Raw genomic sequence first — 16,688 nt, forward strand, 5'->3', positions numbered from 1 at the left:
GGGTGATAATTATGAAAGAAATTAATATTTCAAAAACACTTGTTGCAAAGCGTAAGGAAAAAGCCATTACGCAGGATAAATTGGCTGAATATATAGGTGTATCCAAAGCATCAGTTTCTAAATGGGAGACAGGTCAAAGTTACCCTGATATTACTTTTCTTCCACAGCTTGCAGCATATTTTAATATCAGTATAGATGATCTTATAGGATATGAGCCGCAGATGACAAAGGATGATATAAAAAAACTCTATAATAAATTAGCTGGTGAATTTAGCAGCAAACCTTTTGAAGATGTTCTAGATGAGTGTCATGAGATCATAAAAAAATACTATTCTTGTTTTCCTCTTTTAGTGCAGATGGCTGTACTTCTTACGAACCATTATATGCTGGCAAAGGGCAAGGAAGCACAGGAGTCCGTTCTTCATGAAGTAATTGATTTATGCCAGAGAATTAGAACAGAAGAGGATGATGTGTATGTAACAAATGAGGCAAACTCACTTGAAGCTGCCTGCTCTCTCATACTACAGCATCCAGAAGAAGTTCAGGAATTACTGAATGGAACAATGAAACCTAAACCATCAGATGAAGTAATACTGGCAAGTGCATATCAGATGACAGGAAATATACAAAAGGCAAAAGAAGTTTTACAGGTTGGTATATATCATCACTTAATTAATATGATGGATATATTGCCAAGTTATTTTATATTGGATCAGGATACTCCAAAGCAGTTTGAAAATATACTCCAGCGCACAATTTCCACAGCCAAGCTTTTCAATTTAAACAATCTTCATCCCGGAGTTATGCTAAAGATATATTTAACAGCAGCACAGTGCTATGCAATGCAAAATAATCAGGATAAGGCAATTGATATGATAAGAAAATATGCGGATATATGCACATCGGAGTCACTTTCATTTGAACTACACGGCGATGAGTTTTTTGATAGTATTGATAATTGGTTTGCAGAATTTGATTTAGGAAACCAGGCACCTAGAGATGAAAAGGTCATTAAAAGAAGCATACTTGAGGCAATCACAGAAAATCCGGCATTTGCAGCATTTAAGGATCAGCCCAAATTTAAGAGTATCCTTGAATCAGTGAAATCAAAATTAGGAAACCTATAAAAAGCTTATTTGACACTGTCACAGCTTCTAAAGTTTCTGCTTCACAGATGAGCCAACTTAATCAAATAAATATTCTTATTTAAGACGAAGAAAATCTTTTGCTTCAGCTAAAATGGAACTATATTAAGTTATAGCTCCATTTTGGTTAAAATCATTTTTAACCAATTACTTCTTCAACTGTTTTAATAATAGCCTCTATGCTTGGAAATAGACTTGGAAATTTTGCCTCTTTATTTTCAACAAATATTACCCCATCTTCTTTAAGTGTTTTCACATTTCTTTGTACACTTGGTTTGCTGTACATTTTCGGATTAATATGAGTTGCAAAAATAATAGGTGCACTTGTCGATAATAGATTTGTAGTAAGAAGATTATCTGCTATTCCATTTGCTGCTTTTCCAACAGTATTAGCAGAAACTGGTGCAACAAGCATTAAGTCAGATTTAAATGACAGCGACTGATGATTCATATCATAAGCCTTTGGAAGTTCAAATTGCTCAATCTGTATAGGCGTTCCTGCCTCTCTCTGTACCATAAGCGGTGTAACAAAATTGGCTGCATTTGTCGTCATAATTACATGCACCTGTGCTCCACGCTTTTTCAATTCCTTAATTAACATAAGCGACTGGTTTGCTGGGCTACATGCTGTGATCCCTAAAGTTATTATTTTTCCTGATAACATATTTACTCCCCCATTTTCTTATAATTTTATTGTTTCATCAATTACTTACACAATAATATAAATTCTACAAATTAATCCAAACTCCTCTACGAATGACCAAGTTTATAATACTTTACTTTGTGCACATCAAATTAAGTTCAACACTCCAATCTCTTCTCCCATCAGTATTTTCGCGGCTTTTTTATTTAAAATCAACTTCTTAAAGATATTGATCTCAATAGATATTATAGTACTGGAAAACCCGAACTATTAAACTATGAGTTACAGGGTTTTTGGAGTAGAAGATTTGATGATGTAAACCATTTGGTATACCACATTTAAAATAGTCAAATTGAAATAGCGCAATGTAAGACACACTATGAAAAATAAGAATATTGTTAAATCAGACAAATAAATTAGGAGTACTGCAAAAAATATGTACTACCACATGATGTACAGCTATTCTATAATATATAGGAAACAAATTATATCATGTGACTTTTAGCCTTTATACCGTTTTACTAAATATTTTTAATAGACGCAAATAGTGATTTGCTTCACGTAAGGTATGGTCGCCCAAAAGTGGTATTATTATGGACTTAATCTTACATTCTACCAATCCTTCTGTACCTTGTGCCTTAAATTTACTTATTTCTATGGTTGCTTTCAGACTGCTATCTGTAACTTTTGAAATTTGCAATGCTTTATCCATAGCTTCCCTTGCTTCTTCTGTAAGCTTATCAAATTCATTTCCAAAATTATTTGCCGTTTTTATAAGTTCCCCTTCGGTTGGATCAAGAAGCCCTCGAATAAATTTTGAATGTTCAGCCATAATCCTGTTCCAAAAAGCCTCTTGCTCATAAGCTTCTCTTTCCAAATTCACATCTTCATGATTTTGTAATTTTCTAACTAGGTGAAAATAAAACTTTGCTTCTCTTAAAATATGATCTATAAGTAAAGGATAGTTAGTTGTAAATATTCTACAGGATACAACATCTGACAGTAGCTTAGCCTTAAACTGTGCTAAAGCCCTAGTTAGCCTCATTGCTTCCTCATTAATCATAATTACTTTTCGATAAATAGAAGGTTTACCTGATCTTGAGGTATTACCCATTAATCTAGTTTCTACTTCAGTTAGTTTAGTTGGAATTTCTACTCCTGTAAAATAGGATGATGCCTTTTCAGCTTCTACTGTAAAAGGTGTTACTACTTCATTAGATTGTAATACACTCGTTGAAACAACTCCGTTTGACAGAGCTATGGTATTAGTTAAAAGTCTATCAAATGCCATCCTAAAATCATTTGCATACTATATATAACCTGAACTTTTCGAAGTAAACCCTATTTGCAAAAAGAAAGAGTGTTCCTTCATAATCCATGCAAAGAAAAGGTTCAATCCCAGTGATTGTCGTATAAACTCACTTCTAGATAGCATAGTTAATTCTCCTTAAAACTTTCTTTGTTACCATTATATTAAGTGAATATATAACTATTACAACTGCGTATTAATTATAACTTTATAATATCACTATGATACATGGTTCTTACTAATTTCTTCTGTGCTCTTGTATAGAGTAGGTTTACTTATATTAAGCATAATGCATAGATTTTTTACTGTTGTTTCTTTCTACTGACATAATTTATATATTGCTTTCTTTTTATTATCGTCAAGCTTTGGTTTTCTGCCATCTTTTCTGCCGTGTGCTCTTGCTGCAGCAAGATCTTCTTTTGTTCTTTGGCTTATTAAATCTCTTTCAAATTGGCTTATTCCAGATATAAAAGTAAACATTAATTTACCTTATGGCATTGTAGTATCCAGCCAATTTTCTTTTAGGCTTTTAATATTAGCACCCTTTTTTTCAATCTGATCTACCAAACTAAATAAATTTTTAGTACTCCTACTTAATCTAATTAGGTCAGTTACTAAAAAGTTGTGGCCTAACAAATATCCTTTTATTTATAGAACTAATCCCTATATAAACAAAGTTATGGTTTTTCAAACACTTTTATAGATTTTTTAAAAATATTGTTATCTGTTTAACTATATAATCATATGCTTTTCTTACTAAGCTTCTTATATATCTATAACATAAGCCACTCGCACAGTTAATAAAATATTTGAATTTGCCAATGTAGATATTTTCCCTCTCTTTTTCTAAAATGAATTTATTATTAAAAATACCTAATAATAAATTTTTAATGAGACTTTATTTCAATATTTCAATTTCTATTTCAAAGTTTCAATTATTCTATTTTAGAATCAGACAAAAGCATAAAAATGAAAGTTTGCCTTTTTCCCAACCTAATGGAACATCTGTATTCCGCAAGTTAAAAGTCCATATTTAAACAGTATATATAGCCTTATAATTATTAAAGTGCTAGTATAAATATTTATTTACAAGTAAATAAAAAAGATCAAGTTATGCTCTATAAGATATTGTATGGGTTATTTACAATATAAGAATACTGTTTACTAATTTAGTTTTATACTGTAGAATTATTACTTTTGATATAATTTAAAATACTCTCCACAAGTGATTGTGCAACTTCCTCAAATACCGTATCTTGATTTTCATAAATCAATGCAGTAGAACTCATTCTTTGCAGGACTCCCATAATTGTTGAAAATATATAACATCCGGTTTTAATAGTGTCTAAATCTCCCCTTAGTGATTTATCCTTAATTCCAGTGTTAATAACTGAGTTAAGAAAATGTTCATTTATTTCTTTACTGAGGAATTTTTCTCTCCTTAGTCTCAATGCCTCATTAGGGTTATAGCATTCATAGTAAAGATCAAATAGGATAATAAACTTCATCTGATCCTTGTGCTGTTTTCCAAAATCTACCCATGCGTTCAGCATCAATCTAAGTCTTTCTATCCCACTGGCATCTAACTTATCAACTGACTTTATGTATTGTGTCATATTATTTAAAATATCTACATGAATCTCAAATATGAGTTCTTCTATTGAATCAAAATATTTATAGAACGTAACTCTGCTGATTCCTGCAAGTTTACATACATCCTTAATTTTAACATTAAGGAAATTATACTTTAAAAACAACTCTTTTCCTGCTGCAATTATTTCATCTCTATTTTTATTTTTTACTTTTTCATGCCAACTATCGCTCATTTACAATTACCTCGTTATTTTGAATTTTATTTTCTTTTTTCACTAGACATGTTGTTATTAAAAGAATAAAAGCACCTAAAATATAAGGCAAATTTATTTGTTTGTCAAACAAGTTCCCAGCCAATATTGGACCTATTATATTACCTAAACTTGTATACATATTATTAAGTCCTGATACAAAGCCTTGCTGATCCCCTGCCTCTTTTGAAAGCATAGTATTTACTGTTGGTCTAAGAAATGAGTTAAATGTAAAGAATACTGATGAGACTAGTATAAGATATATAAAGTTTACTTTTAGTATCATCAATACAAGCGCAATAGCAGCCATAACTAGAGAAAATCTTATGGTTTTGTATTCTCCATAACGCTTTATTACCTTATCTATAAGCCATACCTGCACAATAATACCGATAGCTGCTCCAAGAGTTATCAATACAGAGATTTGTTGAGTTGTGAATCCATACTTATGCTCTACAAACAGCGAATAAACAGTTTCATAGTTTACTAAGCCAAAAGTCATAATAAAAATGAGGATCAAGTATCTAAAATAAGAAGTATGAACAGATTGAACAAGTTGTTCTACAATAGATTCCTGCTGTTCAGATCCTTTTGATGCAGTTCTTTTTTCTATAGGCAAAGTTTCTGGAAGTATTAATGTTAACAATGTAGAAGCAAATCCTAAGGCTGCTGCAAAAAAATAGGGAACTCTTACTCCAAAATTAGCTATTATTCCACCTATTCCTGGGCCTAACACCATACCTAAATTCATAGCAGCACTTAAGTACCCCATACCTTTTGCTCGTGTATCTTTTGAAGTCACATCTGACACATATGCTAGAACCGATGGAATCATTATTCCTAAACCAATTCCTCCTATAAACCTTGCTATATATAATAGAATCAGATAAGGAGAAACTGCAAATATAAAATCAGATATAACAGTAAGAATCATATCGGAGAAAATCATTATTTTTCTTCCATGTCTGTCTGAAAGCCTCCCACCTATAGGTGAAAATAGGAATTGAGCCGCTCCAAAGGCAGCTACTAAGTACCCTGCTGCACTCCCGGCAGCATTAAATTGTTTTAAGTACTCAGGTAAAATTGGTATAACCATCCCCTGTCCCAATAGAGCTATAAATAAATTTATCATCAAAATAAATAAAGGTAGTTTTTTAAAATACGAATTTTCCATAGTTATCACTCCTAATTTACATTACGTAAATGGTTTACATGTTGTAAATCATTTATCTAGCGTAAATTATTATATATTTATCTTTTTATTTTGTCAATGATATCCTACTTTATATTTTTCCACACTTTGAGGAATTGCAAATATCAATTATATCTACACAATTGTAATTTATCCGATGACTACCCCCCCTAATACTCTATATTCAATTCAAATTACATATAAGATTTATCAAACCCTCCCGAGCATTTTTTTAAGATTAAAAAATAGAAAATTCCTATATAATAAGAAAACTAGCTTACTATAAACATAATACGCTAGTTCTATCTTAAAATTACTATTAAATATTCTATAAAATCTGCATTGTACAATCATCTATTCTTTATTTATTACTCTTTGTTGTTCCTTTTGTAATACTATTTCTGCTAATTAAATATGAAAATCTTGTTCTTCCGTTGTATTTCTACTAAAAGTAATTTGCCACCCTTCAAAAAAAGCGGTGGCAAATAGCCAAATTTTCATATTTAATTTACGTAAAATTGTTGATTTTACTTACTTAGTTTAACCACAATCTCAACGTGCGTCTGGTGTTGAATTATAATAAGGTTTGGTGAACCACACAACCTTAACAACTGCTTCTTTCATATTTAATTAATTATTTAGTGATTTCTGCGACATACAAGGAATGAAAAACCGGAGAAAATGCTAACACAATCGACATAATAGAACAATTATATATATTTTTATTTTTGGTCAGGAGCGACCAAGACACGGGATTTGCCTAGGATTTGTAAGGACCTTCGGTTTGTATTTATCTTTATTTTGGCTTTTGAGGCTTTATACACTGCTACGCACTTCGCTTTTGTAGATGCTTGGGTACGTCCGCAGGGCAGCAAAAAGCCTCGTGCAAGTATTCAAGAATTTTCCCTTCATTACTCTCACGAGGTTCAACCAAACTTTATTATTCTTAATCAAACTCTATTATACTTAGACAATATGTTTTAAAATAATAAAGTCGGAAACTGAAAGAACTTCTAATAGCTGATTAATAGGTAGATAATTTTTTAATAAAAATATTAAAGTTGGAAACTAAACAGCAGTATACTTAAGTTAATCATATTTATTACAAATAATAAAGTTGGAAACTAACCGCATGGATTTATGCTTCTACGTTTTATAACGTTAAAATTTCTACATTAAATTGTATTTGAATACTTAACTTATCAAAATACAGATAGACTATTACGTTTACTTTATATAATTATTTTTTTCTATTCCGTCTTCTACTTGTCTTACTCTGCTTATTTCTCTTTTTTTTACTCTTTTGATATATAATCAATTCTAAATAGTCATCAGTATCCTTTATATCAGTATTTTTTTCACTTGTTTGGACAGCTAACTTAAAATACTCTTCATACGGATTTTTTCCCAAATAAAAACCTATTAAACCTAAGTTGTCATTTTTATCTTCAATGCGTATAATAGGTTTATAAATAATTTTTATATTATCATAAAAATTTTTCATCATACTTGGCATTTCCAGAAACTTTTTAAAATTATCTAATGTTGGTTTATTTGCTCTCCATATATTTCTAACAGCTACTTTCTTAATGCTACTTCCTCTACTTACGTTAGCATAATCTATAGGTGAATTGAAATATTTTGTTATTGCTGACCAATCAGTAATATACACTCCATGGATAACTTGTCCTGTAAAATTAAAAAAATTAAAACAAACAATTTTTATAATGTCACTTTCCTGTGGAGCACTATCCATAAGTTTAATAGATGATCTCCTTTTTATCTCTTCCCAATTATTTTGTACTACTTGTACCCTTCTTTTTACTTGTTCTACAGCTTCATGCAATACTGCTTCTTTGTCATTTCTCTCTTTATCACTATATGGAGTAGTTCTACATTTCATTTCCATAATTATAAGCTTACCTTCAAACACAGCTATACAATCAAATTCAACATCTTTTCCATCAAATGCTTTAAATTTTATTTGATTTTTATTTATCTTAATATACTCACTTCTAGCAATCAGACTATTTATTACCTTCTCCATTCTATGTCCTTTGTCTTCTAGATTATAGTCTATAGCTCCTAATATCTTATCAATTATTCTTTCTGCATTCATCTGCATTATAAAACATGGAGTAAATATACCTTGTTTTTCACTAACATATACTAATGGTTGTGAAAAAATATCTAAAGAAATTTGTTCATTCATAAATGATGGTTTAAATGTAAATATGTCAATACATACTAATGCTGTTTTTATATTTATTTCTAGCACTTTTGATAACTGATTAGCTAACTTTGATTTATCAATTATAGGCGCTAACTTATAATTGGTGCTATGTCAAGAAAAAGTACAAATTAAAATGAGAAAGTTCTAAGCAATTTCCACATTTTAAACTTGGAGAGGGGGGTGCGGACATTTTCTTGGACTAGCTAGGCTGTAAATCCAAGATTTTGTCTGTACTCCTTAGGGCTCATATTTCCTAATGATACTTTTATACGTTTTTCATTATACCATATGAGATAGGTATTAAGTGTGTTTATGAATTCTTCAATGCTTACACCTGACCAGTCCTGAGCATAAAACATTTCGTTTTTCAATCGCCCAAATAAACCTTCGCAGGCAGAATTATCTGGAGAACATCCTTTTCGTAACATTGATCTTGTAAGTCCTGCTTTATCCATTCTTTCTATCCATCCAGACCATCTGTAATGGCAGCCTCTATCAGAATGAACTATTGGATGCTCATTATTTTTTAGTAAGGCAATAGAATTATCAAGCATTGTATTTACCAAATTTGAATTTGGACTAGTACTTATTGTCCAGCATGGCAATAGTCCATCGAAGCAATCAACAATTGGAGATAGATATACTTTCCCTGCAGGAATAGCAAACTCTGTTATATCAGTAAGCCATTTTTGATTTGGCTTATCAGCATGAAAATTTCTTCCTATAATATTTGAAACAGATGGAGTTATTTCACCCTTATAAGAATTGTATTTTTGCTTCTTTCGAACTCTCACTACTAGATTTTCTTGCTTCATTATTCGTCTAACAACCTTTTCCGAAACTGTACAGTATTTCTTTGTTAAAATACCATAAATACGGCGGTAACCATATCGTTCTTTGTTTTCTGTGAATATTTTTCTAATATGGTTACGTAATTTAGCATATTTATCTGTTTTAGAAAAGACGTTTTCTTGATAATAATAACAGCTTTTTGCAATATTTAATTTATTAAATAATAGTTGCAGTGAATATTTATTTTTTAGGGCATCAACTATCACTGCCTTCTCTTGATTTTTCAGAGATGTTAGGTTGATGCCGGGGTCTTTTTTTAATACATTTATCGTTTCTTTTAAAATATCTATTTCAAGCTGCATATCAAGCATTTGAGCCCTTAATTCTTCAACTTTAGTATTAGATACAGCCGAACCTTCTTTTAAAGTTTCTGGCTGAATATTTTTATCATTCATCAACGCAACTGCACCTTTCTGAAGATATTTTTTCCTCCAGGCATAAATGCTAGCTCTAGTATAACCAATATCTTCTGATACTAATTTTATACTTTCTCTCAATTCAAAGCAACGATGTAATGCATCCATTTTTACTTTAAAAGGTGGATTCCTTGGATGAATTTTAGTATTAGTGATATCAAGTATTTTTCTTTGCTTTTTAGGTTTGCCCTCATTACGAATCCAGTCATATAAAATTCTCCTTTCAGGATATCCTAATATTAGGCGTTTGCGAAACGCTACAACCCGTATAAATGCGGTGTATTTTTTGTTACAAAACAAAATAACTCCTCACTGATTTATGGTAAAATTGAATTGCAAAGAAACAAAATCACCATATACCTCAGAAAGGAGTTATATATTTATGATACCATATAAACAGCTTTCTTTGGCAGATATTTTTTCTGATTGCAAAGAAAAATTTGAAAATAACAAGCCTCAGTTTCTTTCTTTACTTGAAAATACTATTAACCTTGATGATTTAATCCCTGCTTCCTTCATAAATCATTTTTATGCTTCTACTGGAAGGCCCCGTAAATACAGTCTTTACGCCATGCTCCGTGCTTTGATTTTGCAGCACATTTTTTCTATTCCTACGGATTCCCTTTTGATTATTTTTCTTAAATATTCTCAAGAGTTAAGGGATTTCTGCGGTTTCCTTAAAGTCCCTGATGCTTCTAAATTCACACGTTTTAAACAGGATTTTATTCTGGACTTACAATTGATATTTGATAATCTCGTTGATATTACTGAACCAATATGCCAGCAAATTGACCCCAAACTTGCTTCTATGACTATTTTTGATACTTCTGGTATCGAAGCTTTTGTTACTGAAAACAACCCTAAGTATGCTAACCGCATCATAAAACAGCTTAAGACTTTTAAGAAAGTACATGCTTTAGATGATTCTTATGATCCTTATAAAGCTGCCTATGGTTCTATGCCTCCACACGCTTCAGCTAATCCGGCCATTCAACAAATGTACATTAACGGTCATTTTTGCTATGCTTTTAAATTTGGCATTGTAACCAACGGACTTGGTATTGTAAGAGATATTTCATTTTACAATCAGGATTTTCTAAAAGCACATCCTGATATTGTTATTGAGAAAAAATCTGATTCACCGGATGAAGATAAATCTCTTGCTGATTCTAAAGCTCTTATACCTGTTCTTATGGATTTCTTTGCAAAACATCCTTTGATAAATCCAAAAATCTTTTTAGGTGATGCTGCTTTTGACAGCATTCTGATTTATCGATACCTTTTGCATGATTTGAAATTTGAAAAGGCATTCATTCCATTAAAAACTAAACTTGCATCAAAAGAATTCGACTGCCCTTTAAATGAAAATGGTATTCCATGCTGTCCTTATGACCATTCGCTTCCAATGAAACGAGAAGGCAGTAAAACACACTTACGTTCTGGAATTCCATCAATGAAATTCGTATGTCCCAAAATGAAATGGGTATACAATAAAAAAACTAAAAAGAGCAAACGTGTAACTCTATGTGAAAATCCATGTACAAAATCTTCTTGCGGCAGAATGTTTTACATTTATCCTGAAAAGAATCTTCGTGCATATCCTGGAACTACTCGTGGAACTCTCCAATGGGAAAACACTTATAAAATCAGGACTGCTGTCGAGAAAAACATCAACCATTTCAAAGGCAGTTATTGCGTTGCGGATCGTAAGACACAAAATGAGCTAACGCTTCATTCTGACTTACTTCTAGCCGGTATAACTCAGCTAATAACAGTTATTGTAGCAAATAAAATACATAAAAATGAATATATTAGAAGCCTAAAACCATTAATTGCATAAATTTTATTTGTAAAAAATAGAAACCCAACTTTGCTTTATTTCGTGCGCCCTTTTTTATCAATATGGCTATTTCAAATCATAAAAATTTGTCTTTAAACTTCTAACAATACTTTTGCAACTTCTAAACATCTTTTATTCATTTTTATTAGCGAGTTTCGCAATTACCTAAAATACTAATATACTTTATATAGTATAGGTTATTTTTTTTTAGATTTCAATGTTAACTATATATGTTTTATGTTTGAGGAAGCACTATAAATAGACCCTATAAAAGATTTCATTGACGAACGAATGGAATCTTCTATATGATTTAATTATATAGTTTAATATATTTTTATTTTATTACTATAGCTGGCATCTTGACTTATGTTATAAAGTTAAAAACTCTTTATATATCCAATCATATTAAATACCTATATCGCTTTTGTTGTAGAAAATTAGCATATTTAAACTTAAATATCGAACTTGACTTTAAATAATTTCAGTAGTAACATTAGCTTATAAGTATTTAACGATTTAATTAATTAGTTATTAAGTGTAAACAAGACATCTAAGAATATTTTTTAAATAAGGAGAATTTATAAAGACCCATGCATAAACAATAAAAATTAGGAGGCTTTAATTATGGAAAAAAAACAATTACCAGGTTTTATTATGTGTGTATGCACAGGAAAGTGCCCAGGATTTAAAGCAATGGATATCTGGGATTTTATTAACCAGGTTAGAGTAGAATTACCTGTAGAGTATGGATTTATTCATCCACAGCTTTGTGAAGAGGATGGAGATAGATTCCTTGCTGATTTTTTAAAGGCTCACAGGAAATTAATAATTGGTGCCTGTGCTCCAAATATGCAAAGAAAAATGTTTAAACAAGCTTTCAAAGATTCTGGCCTAGATATCGAAAAGGATGCAGTTATGCTGGATATAAGAGATATGACTAATGAAAAAGCATTTTCATTAGTTGAAAAAGCATTAAATGATTTAGGTATTGAGGAGGAATAAATATGAGTGAATCAACTTTTATGGGGGTTCCAAGGGAAAAAATAGATTGGAGTCCAAGAATAGATTATGATAAATGCAACTACTGCATGGAATGTGTAAAATTTTGTCCTCATAATGTTTACGAAGTCATACAAAATGAAGATAAAAAACTTATTGTAAAAAATCCTGGCAACTGTGTTGTGTTCTGCCGTGCTTGTGGAAAAACTTGTGGAGTTGATGCATTAACATTCCCTAATAAAGGAGAAACCACAAAAAAAATAAAAACCATACGAAAGGAGCTTGAGGGTAATGAATAAATCTTATGCCATTCTTCCATGTAATGGTCTTGATAAATGTGCTGGATGCATTACTAAAGAAGTAGCTATAAAACTAATTGAAACTACAGATAGTGAAATTATTTGTCCTGTTTTATACAGAGCAGCAGATGCAAGATACAATAAAATTGCGGAAGAAAAACCTCTTCTTGTACTTGATGGATGTGCCACAAGATGTGCCAGTAAACTTGCTTCTGAAAAGGGTTTAAAAATTACCCAAAAAATTAATATAAGTGATGAAGCTAAAGCAAATAACCTTACTATTGGAAAGAGTTTAAAACTAGGAGAAAGTGAATTAAACCTTGTAAATATTATAACTGATAAACTTGCAAAACAAGAAGATAAAATACAAAAGGTTAATTCTGCAGTTTATCCTGAAAGCTTTGAATACGAGACTTATAAAAAAGATAAGTTTATATTCAGGATACCAAAGGAAGGTTTATATTTCAATGAAAATGATTGCTGGGCCTATGTTGTAGGTAATAAAGCACGAATAGGTGTTACCGATTACGTTCAGCACAATCTATCAGATATTCTATTCTTTGATCAACCATCAATAGGAACCATAGTAGAACAATTTGACGAAGTAGGTTCTATAGAATCTGGAAAGGCTGTTTTTGAAGTAGTATCTCCTGTAAGTGGCACAATTACAGCAGTAAATGAAAACTTAGCTGATTCACCTGAACTAATAAATGAAAATCCTTATGAAAAAGGCTGGATTGCAGAACTAGAGTTAACTGATTTTGAAAGCGATAAAGAACTTCTTTATGATTTTGATAAATATTTTGAAATATTAAAAAGAAAGGTTGATGAATTTCATGTCTAAAGTAAAAGTTATACCATGCAGTGGTATAGGGAAAGTATTTGGTCTTATGGCAAGAGAAACTGCCTTAAAAGTTACAAACGAATTAAAAGCTAATGATACTGAAATCCTTTGTCTCGGTCATATAGTAACAGGTGATGATGAAGCTAAAGAAAAAATAAAGGGATGTTCATGTATAACTGTAGATGGTTGTCCAAAACTATGTGCTTCTAAAAATGTATCTTTAGCAGGCGGCTTAGTCAAAGCACAGTATAGAACCATTGATGAAATGAGGAATCATAAAGGCGTAGATGCTGGAAATGCAACGGCCCTTACAAAAGAAGGCTGGCAAATAGTTGATGAGTTATGTGCAAAAGTTTGTACAAAAGTTGATGAAGTATTAAAGGAGGCTAAATAACATGGCTGATTCAAAAATTGGAGTATTATCCTGCAGTGGTGAAGAATGTCTGGGAGGTACTATAGCAAGACTAGCTACTCGAAAAATGCTTGAAGATCTCCGTGTAGGTAAAACTGTTACCCTATGCCTACCTTTATATCTTGCTGGAGGAGAAGGCGAAAGATCATTTGCAAAAGCTTATCCTGTAATTACAGTAGACGGATGCAATAAATGCTGTGCTAAAAGGGCTACAGAAAAGTATAGTGGAAAAGTAAGTGATACTGTAATTGTTTCAGATGTATTAGGAGAAGATGCTGCTTTAAGCAAAGTTGTTTCTTCTAAAGACTTAAAAGAAGAACACTATCAAATGGTTGATAAGGTTGCAGATGAAATATGTAAGAAGTTTGATAAAATAGCATTTGAAGCCCAAAAATAGTTTTAATAAAGGAATTACTGTTCTTTAATTTTTCAATTTACCATTAAATTTGATATATTAACTAATTTCCTAACAAGTTTAGCAATATATTTTTTTTAGTAGTTCATTTTCTAACTTATTGTATTTTTTATAATAATTATGTGTGGAGGTTAAAATGATTTGTAGATTAAAATATATGGATGAAGAGGGAGAGTTTCAATTTAAAGATTTTCAAACAAAACAGGAAATGGATGCCTTTGTTGTAAAAAACGATTTAAAAAACAAATGGCATGAAACAGAACAATTATCTATGATTCCTTCAAAAAATGAAACAGATTTCAACAAAGGCAAAAGTGTTCTTTAATGTTTTGAGATCATAAAAATAAATTTAGGATGATAAGTATATGAAAATAAAACTTTAAACGAGTCGGGGGTGCGGACATAAAGTTGGACTCCCTTAGAGTTCCGAAAGGAGCTTTTGAAAAATGTATTCTCAAGAAAAAGTTAATATTGCATTGAAAGTATATCACCAATTGGGATCTGTAACAAAAACTGTGCGGATATTAGGATATAGGTAATTGCGAAACTCGCTAATAAAAATGAATAAAAGATGTTTAGAAGTTGCAAAAGTATTGTTAGAAGTTTAAAGACAAATTTTTATGATTTGAAATAGCCATATTGATAAAAAAGGGCGCACGAAATAAAGCAAAGTTGGGTTTCTATTTTTTACAAATAAAATTTATGCAATTAATGGTTTTAGGCTTCTAATATATTCATTTTTATGTATTTTATTTGCTACAATAACTGTTATTAGCTGAGTTATACCGGCTAGAAGTAAGTCAGAATGAAGCGTTAGCTCATTTTGTGTCTTACGATCCGCAACGCAATAACTGCCTTTGAAATGGTTGATGTTTTTCTCGACAGCAGTCCTGATTTTATAAGTGTTTTCCCATTGGAGAGTTCCACGAGTAGTTCCAGGATATGCACGAAGATTCTTTTCAGGATAAATGTAAAACATTCTGCCGCAAGAAGATTTTGTACATGGATTTTCACATAGAGTTACACGTTTGCTCTTTTTAGTTTTTTTATTGTATACCCATTTCATTTTGGGACATACGAATTTCATTGATGGAATTCCAGAACGTAAGTGTGTTTTACTGCCTTCTCGTTTCATTGGAAGCGAATGGTCATAAGGACAGCATGGAATACCATTTTCATTTAAAGGGCAGTCGAATTCTTTTGATGCAAGTTTAGTTTTTAATGGAATGAATGCCTTTTCAAATTTCAAATCATGCAAAAGGTATCGATAAATCAGAATGCTGTCAAAAGCAGCATCACCTAAAAAGATTTTTGGATTTATCAAAGGATGTTTTGCAAAGAAATCCATAAGAACAGGTATAAGAGCTTTAGAATCAGCAAGAGATTTATCTTCATCCGGTGAATCAGATTTTTTCTCAATAACAATATCAGGATGTGCTTTTAGAAAATCCTGATTGTAAAATGAAATATCTCTTACAATACCAAGTCCGTTGGTTACAATGCCAAATTTAAAAGCATAGCAAAAATGACCGTTAATGTACATTTGTTGAATGGCCGGATTAGCTGAAGCGTGTGGAGGCATAGAACCATAGGCAGCTTTATAAGGATCATAAGAATCATCTAAAGCATGTACTTTCTTAAAAGTCTTAAGCTGTTTTATGATGCGGTTAGCATACTTAGGGTTGTTTTCAGTAACAAAAGCTTCGATACCAGAAGTATCAAAAATAGTCATAGAAGCAAGTTTGGGGTCAATTTGCTGGCATATTGGTTCAGTAATATCAACGAGATTATCAAATATCAATTGTAAGTCCAGAATAAAATCCTGTTTAAAACGTGTGAATTTAGAAGCATCAGGGACTTTAAGGAAACCGCAGAAATCCCTTAACTCTTGAGAATATTTAAGAAAAATAATCAAAAGGGAATCCGTAGGAATAGAAAAAATGTGCTGCAAAATCAAAGCACGGAGCATGGCGTAAAGACTGTATTTACGGGGCCTTCCAGTAGAAGCATAAAAATGATTTATGAAGGAAGCAGGGATTAAATCATCAAGGTTAATAGTATTTTCAAGTAAAGAAAGAAACTGAGGCTTGTTATTTTCAAATTTTTCTTTGCAATCAGAAAAAATATCTGCCAAAGAAAGCTGTTTATATGGTATCATAAATATATAACTCCTTTCTGAGGTATATGGTGATTTTGTTTCTTTGCAATTCAATTTTACCATAAATCAGTGAGGAGTTATTTTGTT

Annotated in this window: 13 protein-coding genes and 4 pseudogenes; 9 read left to right on the forward strand and 8 right to left on the reverse strand. The window is 31.2% G+C overall.

All coding sequences use genetic code 11. The annotated features are described in order from the left end of the window. The first annotated feature begins 11 nt into the window (after positions 1–11). Positions 12–1,127: a helix-turn-helix domain-containing protein gene (locus B5S50_RS09470; protein WP_217303664.1), complete on the forward strand. Its 1,116-nt coding sequence runs from the start codon at positions 12–14 to the stop codon at positions 1,125–1,127. Positions 1,128–1,284: 157 nt separating this feature from the next. Here the strand turns inward: B5S50_RS09470 and B5S50_RS09475 are convergent, their stop codons facing one another. Then, on the reverse strand, positions 1,285–1,809 hold the full coding sequence (locus tag B5S50_RS09475) for a flavoprotein (protein WP_217303665.1): 525 nt from the start codon (positions 1,807–1,809) through the stop codon (positions 1,285–1,287). A gap of 207 nt (positions 1,810–2,016) precedes the next feature. Here B5S50_RS09475 and B5S50_RS09480 point away from each other — a divergent pair, with 207 nt between their 5' ends. Beyond that, entirely contained in the window at positions 2,017–2,130 is a 114-nt protein-coding gene (locus B5S50_RS09480; RefSeq protein WP_217303794.1) for a type II toxin-antitoxin system YoeB family toxin, read from the forward strand. A 166-nt stretch (positions 2,131–2,296) separates the two neighbouring features. Here the strand turns inward: B5S50_RS09480 and B5S50_RS09485 are convergent. From B5S50_RS09485 to B5S50_RS09510, 6 genes and pseudogenes are all read right to left on the reverse strand, one after another. Then, positions 2,297–3,223 (reverse strand): annotated as a pseudogene (locus B5S50_RS09485) (DUF2935 domain-containing protein). Between the two features lie 93 nt (positions 3,224–3,316). Next, positions 3,317–3,715 (reverse strand): annotated as a pseudogene (locus B5S50_RS09490) (recombinase family protein); the annotation flags it as partial. Positions 3,716–4,272: 557 nt separating this feature from the next. Next, entirely contained in the window at positions 4,273–4,923 is a 651-nt protein-coding gene (locus B5S50_RS09495) for a TetR/AcrR family transcriptional regulator (protein WP_217303666.1), read from the reverse strand. Then, complete coding sequence (locus tag B5S50_RS09500) at positions 4,913–6,115, reverse strand: MFS transporter (RefSeq protein WP_217303667.1); 1,203 nt, start codon at positions 6,113–6,115, stop codon at positions 4,913–4,915. Before B5S50_RS09500 ends, B5S50_RS09495 begins: the two co-directional genes overlap by 11 nt. A 1,258-nt stretch (positions 6,116–7,373) precedes the next feature. Continuing rightward, complete coding sequence (locus tag B5S50_RS09505) at positions 7,374–8,411, reverse strand: hypothetical protein (protein ID WP_217303668.1); 1,038 nt, start codon at positions 8,409–8,411, stop codon at positions 7,374–7,376. A 158-nt stretch (positions 8,412–8,569) separates the two neighbouring features. Beyond that, positions 8,570–9,934: an IS3 family transposase gene (locus tag B5S50_RS09510; protein ID WP_254306741.1), complete on the reverse strand. Its 1,365-nt coding sequence runs from the start codon at positions 9,932–9,934 to the stop codon at positions 8,570–8,572. A gap of 82 nt (positions 9,935–10,016) precedes the next feature. Here B5S50_RS09510 and B5S50_RS09515 point away from each other — a divergent pair. From B5S50_RS09515 to B5S50_RS09545, 7 genes and pseudogenes are all read left to right on the forward strand, one after another. After that, a pseudogene (locus tag B5S50_RS09515) lies at positions 10,017–11,361 on the forward strand (transposase). A 737-nt stretch (positions 11,362–12,098) separates the two neighbouring features. Further along, positions 12,099–12,476 carry a hypothetical protein gene (locus B5S50_RS09520; protein ID WP_217303669.1) on the forward strand — a complete coding sequence of 126 codons (378 nt, stop codon included), beginning with the start codon at positions 12,099–12,101 and terminating at the stop codon, positions 12,474–12,476. Between the two features lie 2 nt (positions 12,477–12,478). After that, positions 12,479–12,772, forward strand: a complete 294-nt coding sequence (locus tag B5S50_RS09525) for a ferredoxin family protein (protein ID WP_217303670.1) — start codon at positions 12,479–12,481, stop codon at positions 12,770–12,772. Further along, positions 12,765–13,616: a glycine cleavage system protein GcvH gene (gcvH, locus tag B5S50_RS09530; protein ID WP_217303671.1), complete on the forward strand. Its 852-nt coding sequence runs from the start codon at positions 12,765–12,767 to the stop codon at positions 13,614–13,616. Before B5S50_RS09525 ends, gcvH begins: the two co-directional genes overlap by 8 nt. Further along, entirely contained in the window at positions 13,609–14,010 is a 402-nt protein-coding gene (locus B5S50_RS09535; RefSeq protein WP_217303672.1) for a putative zinc-binding protein, read from the forward strand. The genes gcvH and B5S50_RS09535 overlap by 8 nt, the downstream gene beginning before the upstream one ends. A 1-nt stretch (position 14,011) precedes the next feature. Beyond that, a complete protein-coding gene (locus B5S50_RS09540; RefSeq protein WP_217303673.1) occupies positions 14,012–14,425 on the forward strand; it encodes a putative zinc-binding protein in 414 nt (137 codons plus the stop codon). Positions 14,426–14,579: 154 nt separating this feature from the next. Continuing rightward, positions 14,580–14,768, forward strand: a complete 189-nt coding sequence (locus B5S50_RS09545; RefSeq protein WP_217303674.1) for a hypothetical protein — start codon at positions 14,580–14,582, stop codon at positions 14,766–14,768. A 488-nt stretch (positions 14,769–15,256) separates the two neighbouring features. On the opposite strand, the pseudogene B5S50_RS09550 reads toward B5S50_RS09545, so the two are convergent. Continuing rightward, positions 15,257–16,601: pseudogene (locus tag B5S50_RS09550) on the reverse strand (transposase). Positions 16,602–16,688: the final 87 nt, after the last annotated feature.

Source organism: Clostridium sp. 001, assembly GCF_019056555.1.
Taxonomy (GTDB): domain Bacteria; phylum Bacillota; class Clostridia; order Clostridiales; family Clostridiaceae; genus Clostridium_B; species Clostridium_B ragsdalei.

Excerpts from the sequence above, each read along its gene's own strand:
- gcvH (WP_217303671.1), top strand. The coding sequence starts at position 12,765 with ATGAATAAATCTTATGCCATTCTTCCATGTAATGGTCTTGATAAATGT.
- B5S50_RS09495 (WP_217303666.1), bottom strand. The coding sequence starts at position 4,923 with ATGAGCGATAGTTGGCATGAAAAAGTAAAAAATAAAAATAGAGATGAA.
- B5S50_RS09475 (WP_217303665.1), bottom strand. The coding sequence starts at position 1,809 with ATGTTATCAGGAAAAATAATAACTTTAGGGATCACAGCATGTAGCCCA.
- B5S50_RS09520 (WP_217303669.1), top strand. The coding sequence starts at position 12,099 with ATGGAAAAAAAACAATTACCAGGTTTTATTATGTGTGTATGCACAGGA.
- B5S50_RS09545 (WP_217303674.1), top strand. The coding sequence starts at position 14,580 with ATGATTTGTAGATTAAAATATATGGATGAAGAGGGAGAGTTTCAATTT.
- B5S50_RS09500 (WP_217303667.1), bottom strand. The coding sequence starts at position 6,115 with ATGGAAAATTCGTATTTTAAAAAACTACCTTTATTTATTTTGATGATA.
- B5S50_RS09535 (WP_217303672.1), top strand. The coding sequence starts at position 13,609 with ATGTCTAAAGTAAAAGTTATACCATGCAGTGGTATAGGGAAAGTATTT.
- B5S50_RS09540 (WP_217303673.1), top strand. The coding sequence starts at position 14,012 with ATGGCTGATTCAAAAATTGGAGTATTATCCTGCAGTGGTGAAGAATGT.
- B5S50_RS09525 (WP_217303670.1), top strand. The coding sequence starts at position 12,479 with ATGAGTGAATCAACTTTTATGGGGGTTCCAAGGGAAAAAATAGATTGG.
- B5S50_RS09470 (WP_217303664.1), top strand. The coding sequence starts at position 12 with ATGAAAGAAATTAATATTTCAAAAACACTTGTTGCAAAGCGTAAGGAA.